This window comes from Corallococcus sp. 4LFB, from assembly GCF_046520365.1.
Lineage (GTDB): Bacteria > Myxococcota > Myxococcia > Myxococcales > Myxococcaceae > Corallococcus > Corallococcus caeni.
On record NZ_JBKGHJ010000187.1, the window covers coordinates 1 to 14,876 of the forward strand.

The 14,876-nt window shown below is 71.3% G+C and carries 15 protein-coding genes and 1 pseudogene; 9 read left to right on the forward strand and 7 right to left on the reverse strand.

Features of this window, described 5'->3' with window-relative positions; all coding sequences use genetic code 11:
* Positions 1-217 (forward strand): annotated as a pseudogene (locus tag ACLEQD_RS20695) (molybdenum metabolism regulator); the annotation flags it as partial.
* A 193-nt stretch (positions 218-410) separates the two neighbouring features.
* On the opposite strand, the gene ACLEQD_RS20700 reads toward ACLEQD_RS20695, so the two are convergent.
* Entirely contained in the window at positions 411-1,076 is a 666-nt protein-coding gene (locus ACLEQD_RS20700) for a hypothetical protein (protein WP_410386009.1), read from the reverse strand.
* 149 nt (positions 1,077-1,225) lie between these two features.
* On the opposite strand from ACLEQD_RS20700, the gene ACLEQD_RS20705 reads away from it, so the two are divergent.
* From ACLEQD_RS20705 to ACLEQD_RS20715, 3 genes are all read left to right on the forward strand, one after another.
* The gene (locus ACLEQD_RS20705; protein WP_410386010.1) at positions 1,226-2,422 is read left to right on the forward strand and encodes a substrate-binding domain-containing protein; all 1,197 of its coding nucleotides are present in this window, start codon (positions 1,226-1,228) and stop codon (positions 2,420-2,422) included.
* Positions 2,423-2,715: 293 nt separating this feature from the next.
* The gene (locus ACLEQD_RS20710; protein WP_410386011.1) at positions 2,716-4,182 is read left to right on the forward strand and encodes a hypothetical protein; all 1,467 of its coding nucleotides are present in this window, start codon (positions 2,716-2,718) and stop codon (positions 4,180-4,182) included.
* Between the two features lie 19 nt (positions 4,183-4,201).
* Positions 4,202-5,689 carry a hypothetical protein gene (locus tag ACLEQD_RS20715; RefSeq protein ID WP_410386012.1) on the forward strand — a complete coding sequence of 496 codons (1,488 nt, stop codon included), beginning with the start codon at positions 4,202-4,204 and terminating at the stop codon, positions 5,687-5,689.
* 12 nt (positions 5,690-5,701) lie between these two features.
* Here ACLEQD_RS20715 and ACLEQD_RS20720 read toward each other — a convergent pair whose 3' ends face one another.
* The 4 genes from ACLEQD_RS20720 to ACLEQD_RS20735 all read right to left on the reverse strand — a co-directional run bounded on the left by ACLEQD_RS20720 (position 5,702) and on the right by ACLEQD_RS20735 (position 8,348).
* Positions 5,702-5,938, reverse strand: a complete 237-nt coding sequence (locus ACLEQD_RS20720; RefSeq protein ID WP_410386023.1) for a FruA-associating protein, FapA — start codon at positions 5,936-5,938, stop codon at positions 5,702-5,704.
* Between the two features lie 174 nt (positions 5,939-6,112).
* Positions 6,113-6,994 carry an aldo/keto reductase gene (locus ACLEQD_RS20725; RefSeq protein ID WP_410386013.1) on the reverse strand — a complete coding sequence of 294 codons (882 nt, stop codon included), beginning with the start codon at positions 6,992-6,994 and terminating at the stop codon, positions 6,113-6,115.
* Complete coding sequence (locus ACLEQD_RS20730; protein WP_410386014.1) at positions 6,991-7,800, reverse strand: hypothetical protein; 810 nt, start codon at positions 7,798-7,800, stop codon at positions 6,991-6,993. The genes ACLEQD_RS20725 and ACLEQD_RS20730 overlap by 4 nt, the downstream gene beginning before the upstream one ends.
* A gap of 101 nt (positions 7,801-7,901) precedes the next feature.
* Positions 7,902-8,348 carry a Spy/CpxP family protein refolding chaperone gene (locus ACLEQD_RS20735; RefSeq protein ID WP_410386015.1) on the reverse strand — a complete coding sequence of 149 codons (447 nt, stop codon included), beginning with the start codon at positions 8,346-8,348 and terminating at the stop codon, positions 7,902-7,904.
* Positions 8,349-8,501: 153 nt separating this feature from the next.
* On the opposite strand from ACLEQD_RS20735, the gene ACLEQD_RS20740 reads away from it, so the two are divergent.
* Together ACLEQD_RS20740 and ACLEQD_RS20745 are read left to right on the forward strand one after the other, a co-directional pair.
* Complete coding sequence (locus ACLEQD_RS20740; RefSeq protein WP_410386016.1) at positions 8,502-9,611, forward strand: transporter substrate-binding domain-containing protein; 1,110 nt, start codon at positions 8,502-8,504, stop codon at positions 9,609-9,611.
* Positions 9,612-9,653: 42 nt separating this feature from the next.
* The gene (locus ACLEQD_RS20745; RefSeq protein ID WP_410386017.1) at positions 9,654-10,568 is read left to right on the forward strand and encodes a CPBP family intramembrane glutamic endopeptidase; all 915 of its coding nucleotides are present in this window, start codon (positions 9,654-9,656) and stop codon (positions 10,566-10,568) included.
* Between the two features lie 2 nt (positions 10,569-10,570).
* Here ACLEQD_RS20745 and ACLEQD_RS20750 read toward each other — a convergent pair whose 3' ends face one another.
* On the reverse strand, positions 10,571-11,779 hold the full coding sequence (locus ACLEQD_RS20750; RefSeq protein ID WP_410386018.1) for a serine hydrolase domain-containing protein: 1,209 nt from the start codon (positions 11,777-11,779) through the stop codon (positions 10,571-10,573).
* A gap of 111 nt (positions 11,780-11,890) precedes the next feature.
* On the opposite strand from ACLEQD_RS20750, the gene ACLEQD_RS20755 reads away from it, so the two are divergent.
* A complete protein-coding gene (locus ACLEQD_RS20755) occupies positions 11,891-12,811 on the forward strand; it encodes a CPBP family intramembrane glutamic endopeptidase (RefSeq protein WP_410386019.1) in 921 nt (306 codons plus the stop codon).
* A 13-nt stretch (positions 12,812-12,824) separates the two neighbouring features.
* Here ACLEQD_RS20755 and ACLEQD_RS20760 read toward each other — a convergent pair whose 3' ends face one another.
* Entirely contained in the window at positions 12,825-13,337 is a 513-nt protein-coding gene (locus ACLEQD_RS20760; protein ID WP_410386020.1) for a hypothetical protein, read from the reverse strand.
* Positions 13,338-13,367: 30 nt separating this feature from the next.
* Here ACLEQD_RS20760 and ACLEQD_RS20765 point away from each other — a divergent pair, with 30 nt between their 5' ends.
* On the forward strand, positions 13,368-13,727 hold the full coding sequence (locus ACLEQD_RS20765; protein ID WP_410386021.1) for a hypothetical protein: 360 nt from the start codon (positions 13,368-13,370) through the stop codon (positions 13,725-13,727).
* Positions 13,622-14,876: serine/threonine-protein kinase (locus tag ACLEQD_RS20770; protein WP_410386022.1), on the forward strand; the 1,255-nt coding region annotated here is incomplete at its 3' end. The genes ACLEQD_RS20765 and ACLEQD_RS20770, both read left to right, overlap by 106 nt.

Consider the following 14,876-nt stretch of genomic DNA (forward strand, 5'->3'; position numbering starts at 1 on the left):
CCCGGAGCTGGCGCTGCGCGTGACGGCGCTCCTCACGGAGCGCCCGGACCTGCGCGACGGCTCCGAGGACGCGTGGACGAAGCGCTGGGCGACGCTCAAGCCCCACCTGGAGGCCCACCTGTCCGGCGCGGGCCAGGCGCTGTCCGCCTTCGTGGGCGGCGTGGACGCGGGCGGCGACGCGCACCTGTCCAGGCGGCTCGCCCGGCTGGGAGCGTGACGCCGGAGGCCGCGCGTCACGCCCTCGCTACGGGGCGTTCCCGCCGCGCTGCCGCCGCCGGACGCCGCGGCGCGCTGGAGGGTGGCGGCCGTGGGCTGACGGTCCACCTCCTCCGGGGGGTAGGACTGCGCCGCGTCCAGGTACTTCTTCGCCTGCACCCGCCGCCGCTCCCACTTCGACAGCCCCTCCGGGCTCAGCAGCGTGGGCTCCGAGTCGCCGGACCTCTCCACGACGTGGCCGTCGCAGAAGAACCACTCGGTGCGCCCCTCCGGCGACAGCCGCGCGAAGTAGAGGTCCGGCTGGCCCACCTTGGCGGGCTTCGGGCACCACGTCTCGCGCGCCTTCGCCTCGCGGACAGGGCCCTGCTCGCGCCACTGCTTCTGGGCCTCGCGCAGCGCCTCGGCCGCTCGAATCTGGGCCCCAGCGCCATCAGGTCCCGCGCCTCCGTCAGCAGCGTCGCGCCGCGCTGGGCCAGGTCCGGGAACGCGCCCGCGCGCCGGAAGTCGCAGGCCTTCAGCGCCTGGAGGTTGGCCTCGTGCACCTTCAGCACCGGGGGCAGCGTGCGCAGCCCCTCCTCCAGCAGCGCCAGCTGCTTCGCGTGCTCCAGGGCCTTGGGATCCATCGCCTGCTCCGTCTCCTTGATGAAGCGCGCCAGCAGGCCGTTCACCGCGGTCAGCTCGTCCTGGAACCAGCGCGGCTCCGCGTCACAGGGGCTCGCCTTCGCCCCCGCGTAATCCCGATACTCCGCCCGGGACATGCCCAGCGCGTAGCGCTGGACGGGAGGCGCCTGCTTCGCCGCGCAACCCCCGAACACCGCTCCCAGTCCCAGGAGCGCAATGCTTCGTGCCAGTGTCGTCATCCGGGCCATTCTGCCAGTCCTATGAGCCCAAACAACCCGCTTGGACCTTCCTGGAAGGGGAGCGGCCGGGGAGAAGTCGTGAGTGACAGGGGTGTGACAAAAGCGCCTCCGGGCTTTCCGGGAATGTGGTCCGGGGTACGAGGGGGGACATGAAGCCCCGGATGCTCCTCCTGATTGGCGTGCTGGCCGCGGCGCTGGGGGTGTTCTACCTGCTGGCGGCCCCGGAGGCGCCCCGCGCGGTGACGCCGGAGCCGGAGTCCGCCTCCGCGCCGCTGCCGTCGCGGCGGCGGGTGACGGACATCACGTTCCTCTACAGCACGGAGAAGCGGGCGTGGGTGGAGGCGGCGCTCGCGGACTTCCAGCGGACGCACCCGCGCGTGCGGGTGACGCTGGTGGGACAGGGCTCGCTGGAGGCGGCGCGGGCCATCCTGGAGGGGCGGGAGAAGCCCACGGTGTGGAGCCCGGCGGACAGCGCGGAGCTGCGCATGCTCGCGGCGGACTGGGCGACGGACGCCTCGCACGGGCCGCTGTTCGCCACGCAGGGCGAGGCCGCGCCGCATCCGCTGGTGATTACCCCGCTGGTGTTCGTGGGCTGGCAGGACCGGATGGACGTGCTGCGCAAGGCGGACGGCGGCGCGGCCCTGTCGTGGAAGACGCTCCAGCGCGCGGTGGCGAGCGACCGGGGCTGGCCCGCGGTGGGCGGCCCGCCGGAGTGGGGCTTCGTGAAGCTGGGCCACACGGACCCCACGAAGTCCAACTCCGGCCTGCAGGCGCTCCTGTCCGCGACGCTGGAGTACCTGGGCCGGCGCGCGAGCGTGACGCAGGCGGACCTGCTGGACCCGGCCTATCAGGCGTGGCTCCAGGGGCTGGAGCGGGGCGTGACGCGCTTCGAGCCGTCCACGGGCACGTTCATGACGGACCTGGTGCGCTACGGGCCGTCCCGCTACGACCTGGCGCTCGTGTACGAGAGCCTGGCCATCGCGCAGCTGGGGAACGCGCAGGGGCGGTGGGGGCCGCTGCGGGTGGACTATCCGCCGGTGACGCTGTGGAGCGACCACCCGGCGGCGGTGCTCCAGGCGGACTGGGTGTCGCCCGAGCAGCGCGAGGCGGCGCTGGAGTGGGTGGCCTTCCTGCGCAGCCCGGCGGTGCAGGCCCGGGCGCTGGCGTTCGGCTTCCGGCCGGCGGACCCCTCCGTGCCGCTGAAGACGCCGGACGCGGACAACCCGTTCACGCGGCTGGCCGCGCAGGGCATCCGCGTGGACGTGCCGCCCGCGGCGGACGTGCCGCCCGCGTCCGTGCTGCGCACGCTGCTGGAGCTGTGGAAGCGCATGGGCGTGGGGCGCTGAAAAAACGCACTGCGGGCCGTCCATTCGAAGCGGACCGCCGTGGTAGCTTCCCCGCGCGGGTGCCGGGCCGGGGGTGCCCTCGATAAGTCGAGGGGGGAAGTCCAGATGACAGCGCGACGTCGTGACGCGCCGCTTCCGGCGCCGGGCACCGGCATGTCTGTCATTGCGCCAGGCCATCAGGAATCCGCCCGCGCGGTTCTTCCGCGACCCGCCCCTTCCACAGTCCATTTCGCCACATTTCAGCCCGCCGGGGCGGCTGCGGACGTACTCCTTCCAGGATGGGGAGAAAGCACATGCCATTGCATGAACGCCGGCCGCTCGCGGGCAGCGCCTGGACGGTGTTGGGATTGCTCGTCCTGGTGCTGGCCGCCTGCCACTCGGAGCCGGGCGGCGGCGGGACCGACGGGGGCGGCGAGGACGCGGGACGCCCCTTCACCGCGGTGACGCGGGACGCGCGCCTGTTGCAGGTGGACGAAAGCCAGACGTTCCTCCTGTCCGTCCGGGAGGACGGCACCTACGCGCAGTCCCTGCCCGCGGGGGAGCCCGTGCGCATCGCGGACGTCGTGGAGGCCGCCTATGGCGCGAGCGACGGCAGCGCCGCGGTGATGTGGAGCGCGGCGGTGGGAGGCCTGCGCAAGGTCTGGCTCTGGCGGCCCGGGGCCTCTGGCCTCATTCCCCTCACCTCGAGCGCCCGCGGAGGCGTGCTCCATGACCGCGCGCTCTCCTACGTCGCGTTCCTGGAAGAGGGGGAGAACGGCGTGACCTCCGTCCGCATCGCGCGGATGGCTTCGTGCGCTCCCGGCGCCTGCGTGCCTTCGACGCCGGTGCAGGTCCAGGGGTCGGACGCGAGGCTCTGGAACGGCGGGGGGACGCTGCTCTTCGTGGAGGGGATGCGGGCCACGTTGATCGACGCGGCCTCCGACACGGCCACGGCCCTGGGCACGCTCCCGGCGACGCCGGTCCTCTCACCCGGGGGGACCCGCTACGGCTGGGCGGAGGACAACCACGTCGTGCTGTTCGACACCGCCACGGGGGCCCTGCTGTGGGACCACGTCTGGCGGAACGATGAACTCTATTCCGGGTGGCTGCCGACCAACACCCCCATGATGCTGGACGAGGTGAACGTCCTCGTGAACACGCAGGGCGCGCAAAGGGGCGCACCGCCGGGCGTTCCGCTGGGGCACTCGCTCTACAAGTGCACGTCCTCGGGGTGCACCGAGGCCGTCTCGCAGAACGAGTGCTGGCCCGAGCGGGTCAGCGGCCAGCCGGCCATCTATTGCCGCGAGGAGCTGTGCCCCTTCGTGCGGTGCGACCTCGTCAATTCGTACCGGAACAGCGCGGCGAACTGGCTCTTCGAGGCGGGAGAGGACGGCACCTGGCTGGGGCCCGTCTTCTCCCAGGGCTTCCTGGACGCGGCGCGGCTGAAGCCTCAGTCGGGCACGGGCTTCATCGTGGAGTGGGCCTATAACAACGCGACGTCGAAGCTGCTCCTGCAGGGCCCGCAGCCGACGCAGCCGTTCCTGTTCACCCCGGAGCCGAAGCGGCTGCTGTACCGCCAGGCGGTACAGCGGGCTGACGGCACGCCGGTGGACCACCTCTGGACCTGGGACCGCAGGCAGGTGGTCGACCTGGGCTGGGTGGAGGGGACGCCCGCGGACTCGGGAATCATGCGGGACCACCCGCCCGCGCTCTACCTGGACGTCGCCCGGCCGCGGCCGGACGGGACGCCCTCCAATTCCATCATCCGCGTGCCGCTGTAGCTCGAGCCTGGAGAAAAATATGTCATTGCGAAGCGCAGGCAGGGCCCTGGGGCTGGTGCTGCTCGGGATGGGATTGAGTCACTGCAAGGCGGACCCGGACGTGGGGGACGCCGGCGTGGAGGATGCCGGCGTGGAGGACGCGGGTGAGACGCCTGACGCGGGATGGGACGCGGGCCCCCCGGTCCAGACGCTGATGCGGGACGCGTACCTGCTGGATGTGGATGCCCGTCAGCGATGGCTCGTCGCGGTGGAGTCGGATGGCGGTGGCACGGTGCTCCAGGACCTAGCGACAGGGGAGACACGGCGCATCGCTCCCGCGGCCGAGAGCGGACGCTTCACGAGCGACGGTAACGCGCTGGTCCTCACCCTCTCCTCACAGGAGGGGGGCTCCACCGCCTGGCTGTGGCGGCCCGGTGACGCGGAGGCGTCCGTGGTGAGCACCCGCATCTGGGGCCGCGCGGTGGTGAAGGAGGGCGCCACCCCCTACGTCGCCTTCGTCGAGCAGACCGCCGACGGCGGGGCGGACCTGAGCAGGGTGTTCCCCCCGGAGTGTGATGGGCGGGCGTGCCAGGTCAAGACGGTGGCGCAGGTCGAGGCGGGCCCGGCCACCGAGCCGGTCCTCGTGGCCGGAGAGCGCTTCCTGTGGATGGCGCTGAGCTCGCGCGTGTGGGCCTTCGACACGGAGCTGGGCACGCTCGCGGAGGCCGGAGGGGATCCCGCCCACTGGCTGCACATCTCCCCGAGCGGAAACCGCTTCGCGCGGCTCACCCCGGAGCGGCACGTCCAGGTGTACGACACCCGCACGCAGGCCCTGCTCTGGGATGTGGCCGCGCCGCAGAGTAACGGAGGCGTCACGCGGGCCGCGTTCTTCGACGAGGACACCTTCATCATCGGCGCGTCACTCCCTGTCGGGCAGATACCACCGGATGAACGCTCCTATTCCTGTACTTCGCAGGGGTGCACCTGGATGGGCTCCACGCTCTGCGAGCCCAGGAGGGTGCGCGGTGGGATGGTGATCTACTGCGCGGCCCTGGACTGCTTCGGTAACCGCTGCACGATGGCCTACAGGTTGATGAGACGGCCAGGCGAGGAGTTCTCCTACGTGGGCTTGCTCATCGACCACGAGCCCGCCGTGAGCGACGACCTGACGAGCGCGGTGTGGATGACCTACGAGCTGCGGGATAGCTGGGGCGGCCCCCGGGTCCTGCGCTGGAACCACGCGTCGCAACCGCTCACCTTCCGAACGCGGATCGACATGGAGGTCTTCGACTTCGTGCCGGGGCAACAGCGGTTCGTCTTCGTCAATCCGAAGCAGGGCGCCGATGGCGGCGTGGAGAAGGTCCTCTCGGTATGGGACGGGACGACCGTGGAGGGGGTGGGCGTGGTCGAAGGCCAACCCAGCCGCCCCCTCACCCGGGCCAACCCGCCCGCGCTCTACCTGAACGATACCTGGCGGCAGTCGGATGGCGGTGCCACCTCACCGGTCATCCAGCGCTTCGCGCTCTGAAACCCCGGGCGCCTACCGCGCGTGCGCCACGAGCTCCGCGACGCGCAGCGCCCAGGCCTCCGCGGAGTCCAGCTCCGAGCGGGCGTCGGCGTAGCGGTCGAACGACGCCTCCGAACCGTCCCGCGCGAAGAGGGCTTCGTTGAAGTCCTTCTGCGCCGTGGTGAGCCACTGGCTCGCGCGCATGCGCAGCCAGCTCGCCACCTGCGCGGTGGGCTCGAGCTGGTTCAGGTCCAGCGACGAGGGGTGCATCTCCACCGACTCTCCATCCTTCTCAAACTCTGGCGTCACGTTCATGGACCGGATGGTTGGCATGCACCCAAGAGCATGCACCCGGCCCGCATGGACGAGACAAACGTCGATGGTGAGCAGTTGATCGCGCTGAAATCTTCGCTGCTTGACGGAACGCCAGACTGGCGGGCTGCGTCAGATGACGCCATCCCACCCGGTGTCATGGCGGCGGAAGGCGTCCCGGATGGCCTGAAAGGTAGCCTCGGGGAGGGGGCCCTGCTCCAGGGTGCGTGCGTTGGCGCGGAGGTTGTCCAGCCGCGTGGTGCCCACGATGCAGGTGGCGACGCCGGGCGCGAACGCGGTGAAGCGCAGCGCCAGCTCCGGCCAGTCCAGGCCGTCCGTCTGGAGGGCCATGCGCTGCATGCGCTCCCAGTACTCGCCCACGTCGTGCGCGTGGGGGCGCCCCGGGAAGCGCCAGGGTGCGTTGCCCAGGGGCCGCTTGGCGATGACGCCCACGCCGCGCTCCCGGGCCTTCGCCACGCCGTGGTCCAGGGAGCGCTGGTCGAAGAGGTTCACGGACGTCTGCACCACCGCGAACGCGCCCGTCTCCAGCGCGGCGTCCAGCCCGGCGTTGTCGCCCGAGTACGCGGCGGCGCGCACCTTGCCCGCCTGCACCGCGCGGGTGAGCGCCTCCACCAGGCCCGGGCGGTGGAGCACGTCCGGCGGACACGAGTGGAAGTGCAGCACGTCAATCACGTCGGTGCGCAGCCGCTGGAGGGCCAGGTCCACGCCGCGCGTGATGCACTCGGGCGTCCAGTCCTCCACGCCGGGCACGCCGTAGCCGCACTTGGTGGACAGCACGAACTCCCGGCGGCGCGCGCCGAGGAACCGGCCGATTCTCTCCTCGGACACGCCATAGCTGGGCGCGGTGTCGATGAGGGTGATGCCCGCGTCCAGCACGCCGTGGAGCAGGGCCTCCGCGTCGGCGTCGCCCAGCGCTTCATTGCCCACGGGCCCCGCGCCGAAGCCGAGCGCGGACACCGTGAGGCCGCTGCTTCCCAGGGGGCGCTGAATCACCGGGTGGGGCCCTCGCCACGCGCGGCCAGGTCGATGAAGCCGCGGATCCAGATGAGGTTCACCGCGTCGCACGCGTCCTGCGTCGTGGGCGTGGTGGTCTCCAGCGCGGCGGCATAGGGCACGCCCTGGCGCGTGTACCAGTCGGTGACGCTGCCGTCGTGGAAGACGATGAGGCCGTGCTCGTCCGCGTAGGCGTGGTCATCCACCTTGCGGCTCGTCACCACGGTGGCGTGCGCGGCGGCGGCCTCCATCAGCGGGCGGTAGGCGGCCTTGTCCCCGAAGGTGTACGCGTACGTGGCGACGCCGCCCAGGTAGTTGTCCTGGTGGATGTCGAGCGCGGCGTCCGGGGCGGGGAAGCGGGCCAGGTCGCTGCGCACCGCGCGCGTCTCCTTGGGGCCGCCGTCGTACAGGGCCCAGCGGAGGATGGACGGGTCGCCCTCGAGCTCGCCGCGCCACTCGCCGGGGGCGATCTCATAGCGCATGAAGTCGTTGTTGGGCTTCTCGCCGCTGCGGTTGTAGCGCGTGCCGTCCTCGAAGCCGGAGGGGTTGATGCACGGGTAGACGCGCAGGCCCACGCCCTTCGACTTCGCGTAGGCGACGATGTCCGGCAGGTGCTTCGCGAGCGTCAGCGGGCCGGCGGGTTCCTCGCCATGGAAGCCGGACGTGATGACGAGCCAGCGGTCGCCGGGGACGATGAGGCGGAAGAGGGGATAGTCGCGCCCCCCTTCGGTCACCTGGCCGTATTCAGAGAGCTCCCCCAGGGAAGCGTGGGAGCGGATGCGTCGCGCGTAGTCGGTGTAATCCACCGTCCGACCATAACCGCACGCGTCATTCCTGCCACGAAGCTTCTCGGTGAGACACGGGATGTGTCCTGCCGAGCGCACCGTGGCGGCCCGCCTGGGCAGGTCTACTTCGCGCCGGTGCGCTCGCGGATGTCGCTGGCCAGCTCCTGGCGCTGGGCCGGGGTGAGCGTGCGGTGGACCTCGAGCACGGCATCCACCGCCTTGTGCGCGAAGGCGCGGGCGGCGTCGATGCGCGCGTCCACCAGGGCGTGGAGCTTCGTGGCGTCGGGCGTGGCGGACTCCAGCTGGGTGATGGCCTCGGCGCGGGCGGCCTGCTGGCCTTCCATGAGTGACTGGCCTTCGTTGAGGAGGCGGTCCTTCACGGCGTGGATGGAGGTGCGCTGGGCCTCGGTGGCGTCCAGGTCATCCAGCGTGTCGTTCACCTTCCAGGTGATCATCTGGTGGATCCGCTCCGGGTCGGGCGTGCCGCGGTGGTGGCGGCCGAAGCCGAACCCGGTGAGGAGGGTGACGGCGACGACGGCGGTACCGGCGATGGCGAGCGTCTTCTTCATGGCGTGTGGCTCCAGGCGTGGGGTGTTGTTTCCCGCTGCTTGACTGGACCCAATATGGAAGGCGCGGGTTGCGGTGATTTGAGGTGGGGGTGAAGAAGTGTGAAGGGCGGGGAGGCCTCGCGCCGCGAAGCCGGCGTGCGGTATGGAGGGAGGATGGCCCGTCCGTCCTCCAGCGCCGTCCTGCGGTGCGCCCTGGTCCTGTCCATGCTGGCCGCCTCCGCGCTCGCGCAGGCCTCGCGGCCCTCGCCGCCCCCGCCCCAACGCCTGCGGGTGGGCGTGGTGGGCACCCCGCCCTTCGTGGTGCGCACGGGCGGCACGCTGAGCGGCCTGAGCGGCCTGAGCGTGGAGGTGTGGCGGGCGATGGCGCTGCGGGCGGGGATGGACTGGGAGCTGCAGCCCGTGGACACCGTGCCGCAAGCCCTGGAGCAGGTGGCGCAGGGCACGCTGGACGTGGCGGTGGGCCCGCTGAGCATCACCGCCGAGCGCATCCAGCACGTGAGCTTCACCCAGCCCTACTTCCAGTCCAGCCTGGCCATCCTCGCCCCCCGCGCGAAGCAGGGCCTGGGGCACTGGCTGGCGCCCTTCTTCAGCACGGGCTTCCTGTCCGCGGTGGGCGTCCTGCTGTTGGTGCTGACCCTGGTGGGCGTGCTCCTGTGGCTCGCCGAGCGCCGCGCCAATCCCAGCCAGTTTCCCGCCTCGCCCACGACAGGCATTGGCAATGGCATCTGGATGGCGCTGGTCACCATGTCCACCGTGGGTTATGGGGACCGCGTGCCGCTCACCCTGGCGGGGCGCATCATCACCGGTGTGTGGATGCTGGTGGCGTTGATCACCTTCTCCTCCTTGACCGCCGGCATCGCCACGGCGCTGACGCTCCAGGGCATCGAGGGCACCTCCATCACCACCCTGGAGCAGTTGAGGGGCCGGCAGACGGCGGTGGTGGCGGGGTCCACCGGCCAGCTCGCCGCCGTGTCCAACGGCGCCCGTCTCGTGCTGGCGCCGGACCTGGAAGCGGCCATCGCCCAGGTGCTCGACGGAAAGGCCGACGCCGTGGTCTTCGACCGGCCCATGCTCCAGTACTACCTGCTGCATCACCCGGATGTGGCGCTGTACCTGTCCGAGGGCAGCTTCGAGACCCAGGGCTACGGCTTCGCCCTGCCCATTGGCAGCCCCATCCAGCACCGCCTCAACGTGGCGCTGCTGTCGCTGCAGGAGAGCCGCGCCCTGGAGACGCTGGGCAAGAGCTGGTTGGGCGGGGGCTGAGGGGCGCGGGCGCGTCTTCCCGCGCTGGTAATGTCGCGCGCCATGAAATCCCAGTCAGCCCCTGTTGCCTCCGCGCCCGTGCAGCGCCCGCGTGTGTGGACGGTGCTGGTCGCGTTCGTGGTGATGTTCGGGCTGCTCGTCATCGGCAGCACCCTCGTGAACCACCTCGCCATGGGCATCGAGGCGGCCAGGGCCGGCGTGGATCCGAGCGACAGCGCGGCCCAAGCGGCCCTGGCGGAGAAGGTGGAGGCCCTGCCGTGGCCGACCGTCGCGGTGGTGATGCTGGTCGGCACCGTTGCGCTGAGCCTCGCGCTCCTGGGCGGCCGGTTGTCCCCGCGGCCCCTGGGTGAGCGGCTGCGCCTCGAGGCCGGGGTGCCGCTGCCGGCGTGGGCCTGGCTCACGGCGGCGGTGGGCTGCTTCGCGGTGGGCCAGTCCCTGGAGAGCCTGGCCGTGCTCACGGGGGCGTGGAGCTGGACCGGGTCGTTGAAGGGGTTCGAGGCCGCGAGCCAGGGCCCGCTCGGGACCTTCGCGTTGCTGTTGTTCTTCGGCTCGCCGGTGGCGGGCCTGGCGGAGGAGCTCTTCTTCCGAGGCTACGTGCAGACGCGACTGGTGGAGCGCTGGGGTCCCAAGGCAGGCGTCGTGGGGGCCGCCACGCTCTTCGGCCTGCTGCACCTGGATCCCATCCACGGCCCCATCACCCTGGTGGTGGCCCTGTTCCTGGGCTGGCTCGCGGTGCACACGGGAAGCGTGCGGCTGCCCATCTTCGTCCACATCCTCAACAACGGGACGTCCTTCCTGCTGTCTCGCTACGCGCCGCCGTCGTCGGAGTACCCAGCCTCCGTGCACACGACGCTGCTCTGCGTGTGTTTGCTCCTGGTGGTGGGGGCCGTGGTGTTGCTGCGACGCCTCCCCGATGCTTCGCAGCCGGCGGCGCCTGCAGTGCTTGCGGGTGCGTGAGTTCAGCGCCCGTCCCAGAACGCCATGTCGCCGTACTCCCAATCCCAGGGCACGCCGGCTTCACCCAGCACGAAGCGCACGAGGTGGGGATAGGCAGGCTCGGCGCGGACGTCGTTGCTCAGGATGAGCACGCAGCGGCGTCCGCGCGGCAGGCACACGAGGGTGTTGGCGGTGCTGTCGTTATGCCCGTTCTTGAAGAACCCGCGTCCCTGCGGACCGTCGAACACCACCACGCCCAGGGCCGCCGCCAGGTCCTTGCGCCGTGCCTCCGGCGGCAGTTCGTCCTGAAGGGTAGGGAACTGGCTCCGGGTGGTGATGGGCAGCTGAGGCGAGGTCATCCTGTCGAAGGACTCAGGCGACAGTCCTTCGCCACGCACCAGCGCCGCGGCGAAGCGCGACAGGTCATCGAGGGTCGTATCCATCGAACCCGCCGCGCGAACTCTGCTGCGTTCGTCGTGCGGCTCCACGCCGCCGTCGCTCTTCCAGCCATCGGCCAGGTTGCGCGCGAAGTCCGGCCGCCACGTCATGCTGGTCGTGTGCATGCCGAAGCGGTCGAACACGCGCCGTTGCAGCTCCGCGCCCACGTCCAGCCCGAGCCCGCGTTCGAGCACGAACTGCATCAGGATGATGCCGTCGCCGGAGTACGCGAAGCGGCTGCCGGGCGCGAAGTGGATGCGCAGCCGCTCGTCGGGTTCCAGGAAGCCGAAGTTGGCGAAGCCCGCGCTGTGGGTGAGCAGGACGCGCGGCGTGATGTCCCGCCAGCGTTCGTCACCGGCCAGGTGGGACCAGGTCGAGTAACGGTCCTCGTCCGGATACGCCGGCAGCGGCTTGTCCAGGTACTTCGAGATGGAGGTGTCCAGGTCGATGTGCTTCTCGTCCGCGAGCTGCATCACGAGGTAGGCGAAGACCGTCTTGGTGATGGACGCGCCATACATCACCGTGTCCGTGCGCAGCGGTTCGCCCTCCGCATCGCGAGCGCCATAGGCCCGGGTCGCCACCACGCGCCCGTCGTCGATGATGGCGATGGCCAGCCCCTTGGCACCGGTCGCGGCCATCGCGCGAGCCGCCTCGGCATCCAGTGCAGCGATGTCTGGAACAGGCGGCACGTCGCGGCGCGCGGACGTCGTGGCACATCCGCTGACAAGCAACACACACACGCTCCAGGCGCGCAGCCGCTTCATTCCGTGAACTCCCGACCGCTGCGGATCCATCCGTGAAACAGAAGACGGACCCTATCGTCCGTACAACGAGGGGGACCACGGCCGATTGCTCCATGTGTCGTATTCGCGGCGGGACTCACAAGGGCGCTACCATCGTCCGCCATGGATTCTCCCTCCGCGCCAGTCCCCGCCGTCACCTCGCCGGTCCCTGCGTCACCGCGCCCGCGCGTGTGGACGGTGCTGGTGGCCTTCCTGCTGCTGATGATGGGGATCCTCGTGGTGAGCATCACGGTCGCCAGCATCGCCATGGCGGTGGAGATCGCCCGCACGGGGGTGGACCCCCGGGACAGCAAGGCCATCCAGGCCCTGACGGAGCAGCTCAAGACGATGTCCTGGCTGCATGTGGCCGGCGTCATCACGTCCAGCCTCCTGGGGATGACCGCCGCGCTCCTGGGCGGGTTCCTGTCGCCGAAGCCCCTGAAGGAGCGGCTGCGGCTGGGCAAGGGGACGCCGTTGCCCCCATGGGCGTGGGTGGCCGCGCTGGTGGGCTGCTTCACGATGGGACAGGCCATGGAGAGCCTGGCCGTGCTCACGGGTGTATGGGATTACACGGCGTCGCTGAAAGGGCTACAGGCCACGAGCCAGGGCTCGTTCGCGACCTTCGCGCTCTTGCTGTTCTTCGGCACGCTGGTGGCGGGCACGGCGGAGGAGCTCTTCTTCCGGGGCTATGTGCAGACGCGGCTGGTGGAGCGCTGGGGGCGCTGGGCCGGCATCGCGGGGGCCGCGACCCTCTTCGGCTTCCTGCACCTGGACCCCATCCACAGCCCCATGGCCCTGATGATGGGCCTGTTCCTGGGCTGGCTCGCGGAACGCACGGGGAGCCTGCGGCTGCCCATCTTCGTCCACATCCTCAACAACCTGACGTCCTTCCTGCTGTCTCGCTATGCGCCGTCCACCGCCGAGCTGCCGGCCTCCGTGCACACGGCGTTGCTGACGGTGTGCTCACTGGCGTTCGTGGGAACGGTGGTGGCGTTGCGGCGCGTGGATGCCCGGTCATCGGACCCCGTGCTCGCCGGGCCCTGAAGCGGCGTTTCCTTCAGGGCGAGGATGGCTTGAACAGCATCCGCTGCCGCAACGCGCGCAGTGTCTCCAGGTCAGGGGCCACCTCGCGGACCCTCGACATGACCTGATCCGCCGCTTTCAGCGCCTCACCCACCAGCCCGTGGCGATACTGGTGCGCGGCGAAGTCCGTCCACTGCTCCCAGCGCGAGTAGAGCCGCATGGGCCAGTCGGAGAGGCGGACTTCGGCGTAATAAGGATCCGCTTCGGGGTTCGCGGGACCGCAGCGCAGGATCCAGGCGCGCCCTTCCGCTGGGAAGTCACCGCGGGCGAGAACGGAATCGTCCTTCCAGGGGGCGAAATAACCTTGGGAGAACCGTTCCCGGTGCGGCCAGTGAGCCAGACATCCAAGATGCATGGGGGCATCGCCGTAGCGCCAGAGCTCATCCTCTTGGGGAAACGCCCCTCCAGAGGTCGCGAGGTATGGCTGCGACAAGTCGGTGCCGCCACAGATGGCGCAGGCAGTCTTTCCTTTGATGATGAGGGCCACGCGGTGGCATCCTGACAGGGGTTCTCCACCATGTCTCAGTGCCCTGACGAGGACGAGCTGCTGGACGGGGCGCGGGCGCGGCTGCCGGCGGAGGCGCAGGCCCGGCTGGAGGCGCACCTGGACGGGTGCGCGGCGTGCTGCGCGGTGCTGGCCGGCCTGGACGGTGGGCGCTCCCTGTCCCTGCGCGACCCGCCACACGGAGCACCGCTGGAGCCGGAGGTGATGCCGCAGCCCGGTGCTCGCGTGGGCCGCTATGTGCTGCTGCGGCGCGTGGGGACGGCGGCATGGGTGTCGTCTTCGCCGCGTATGACCCGGACCTGGACCGCCAGGTGGCGCTCAAGCTGCTCAAGCCCGGCGTGGTGGCGGACGCGGAGGCCCGTGGGCGGCTGATGCGGGAGGCCCAGGCCCAGGCGCGGCTGTCCCATCCGAACGTCGTGACGGTGCATGACGTGGGGCTGGACGGCGACACGGTCTTCCTCGCCATGGAGCTGCTGCGCGGTGGAACGCTGCGCCGCTGGTTGGCGGAGGCACCCCGGCCGTGGCCCGACGTGCTGGCGCGCTTCGTCCAGGCGGGGCGGGGCCTGGCCGCCGCGCACGCGGTGGGTCTGGTGCATCGCGACTTCAAGCCGGACAACGCACTGCTGGGCGAGGATGGCCAGGTGCGCGTCGCCGACTTCGGCCTCGCTCGCGCCGGGCCCGTCCCGCCAGGTGCGCTGGACGCCCCCACCTCGGCGGTCCCCGCCCGCGAGGCGCCGCACCCCGGAGGGGATACGCCCACCGGCTCCGCGCTGGGCACGCCGTCGTACATGTCCCCGGAGCAGTGGCGGGGCGAGCACGCGGACGCGCGCAGCGACCAGTTCAGCTTCTGCGTCGCGCTGTATGAGGCCCTCTTCGGCCAGCGGCCCTTCGCGGGGGACACGGCGCTGGAGCGCGCGCGTGCGGTCTCCGGGGGCCGGGTGCTGCCGCCGCCCCGGGACACGCGTGTGCCCGCCAGCGTGAGGCAGGCGGTGCTGCGCGGCCTCGCCACCGACCCCGTCCTTCGCCACCCCTCGCTGGAGGCGCTGCTCGCAAGGTTGGAGCCCGCTCCGCGCGCGTCGCGCTGGCGCCTGGCCTCCGCGGTGTTGGCGGTGGGCGGGGTGATCAGCGCCGCCACGGGCCTTGTCGTGATGCGCGGCGGCGAGCAGCAGGTCTGCACCGGCTTCGAGTCCCGGCTCGCGGGCACCTGGGACGCGGCACGCCGGGCGCGACTGGAGCAGCGCTTCCGCCCGGGGACGCGGGACGTGCCCGGGACCACCTTCGCCTCCACCGTGCGCGCGCTGGATGCCTATGCCCAGGCGCTGGTGGCCCAGGAGCAGCGGTCCTGCGAGGACACGCGCGTGCGGCAGACCCAATCCGAGCGGCTGATGGACCTGCGCGCCGCCTGTCTGGATGGCCGGCGTCAGGCCCTCCACGTCCTGGTGGACCTGCTCGAAGGCGGGGAGCGCGTGGGAGTTGAGGAGGCTCTGCGCGGTGGCGCTGCTGCTGGTGCCACAGCGCGTC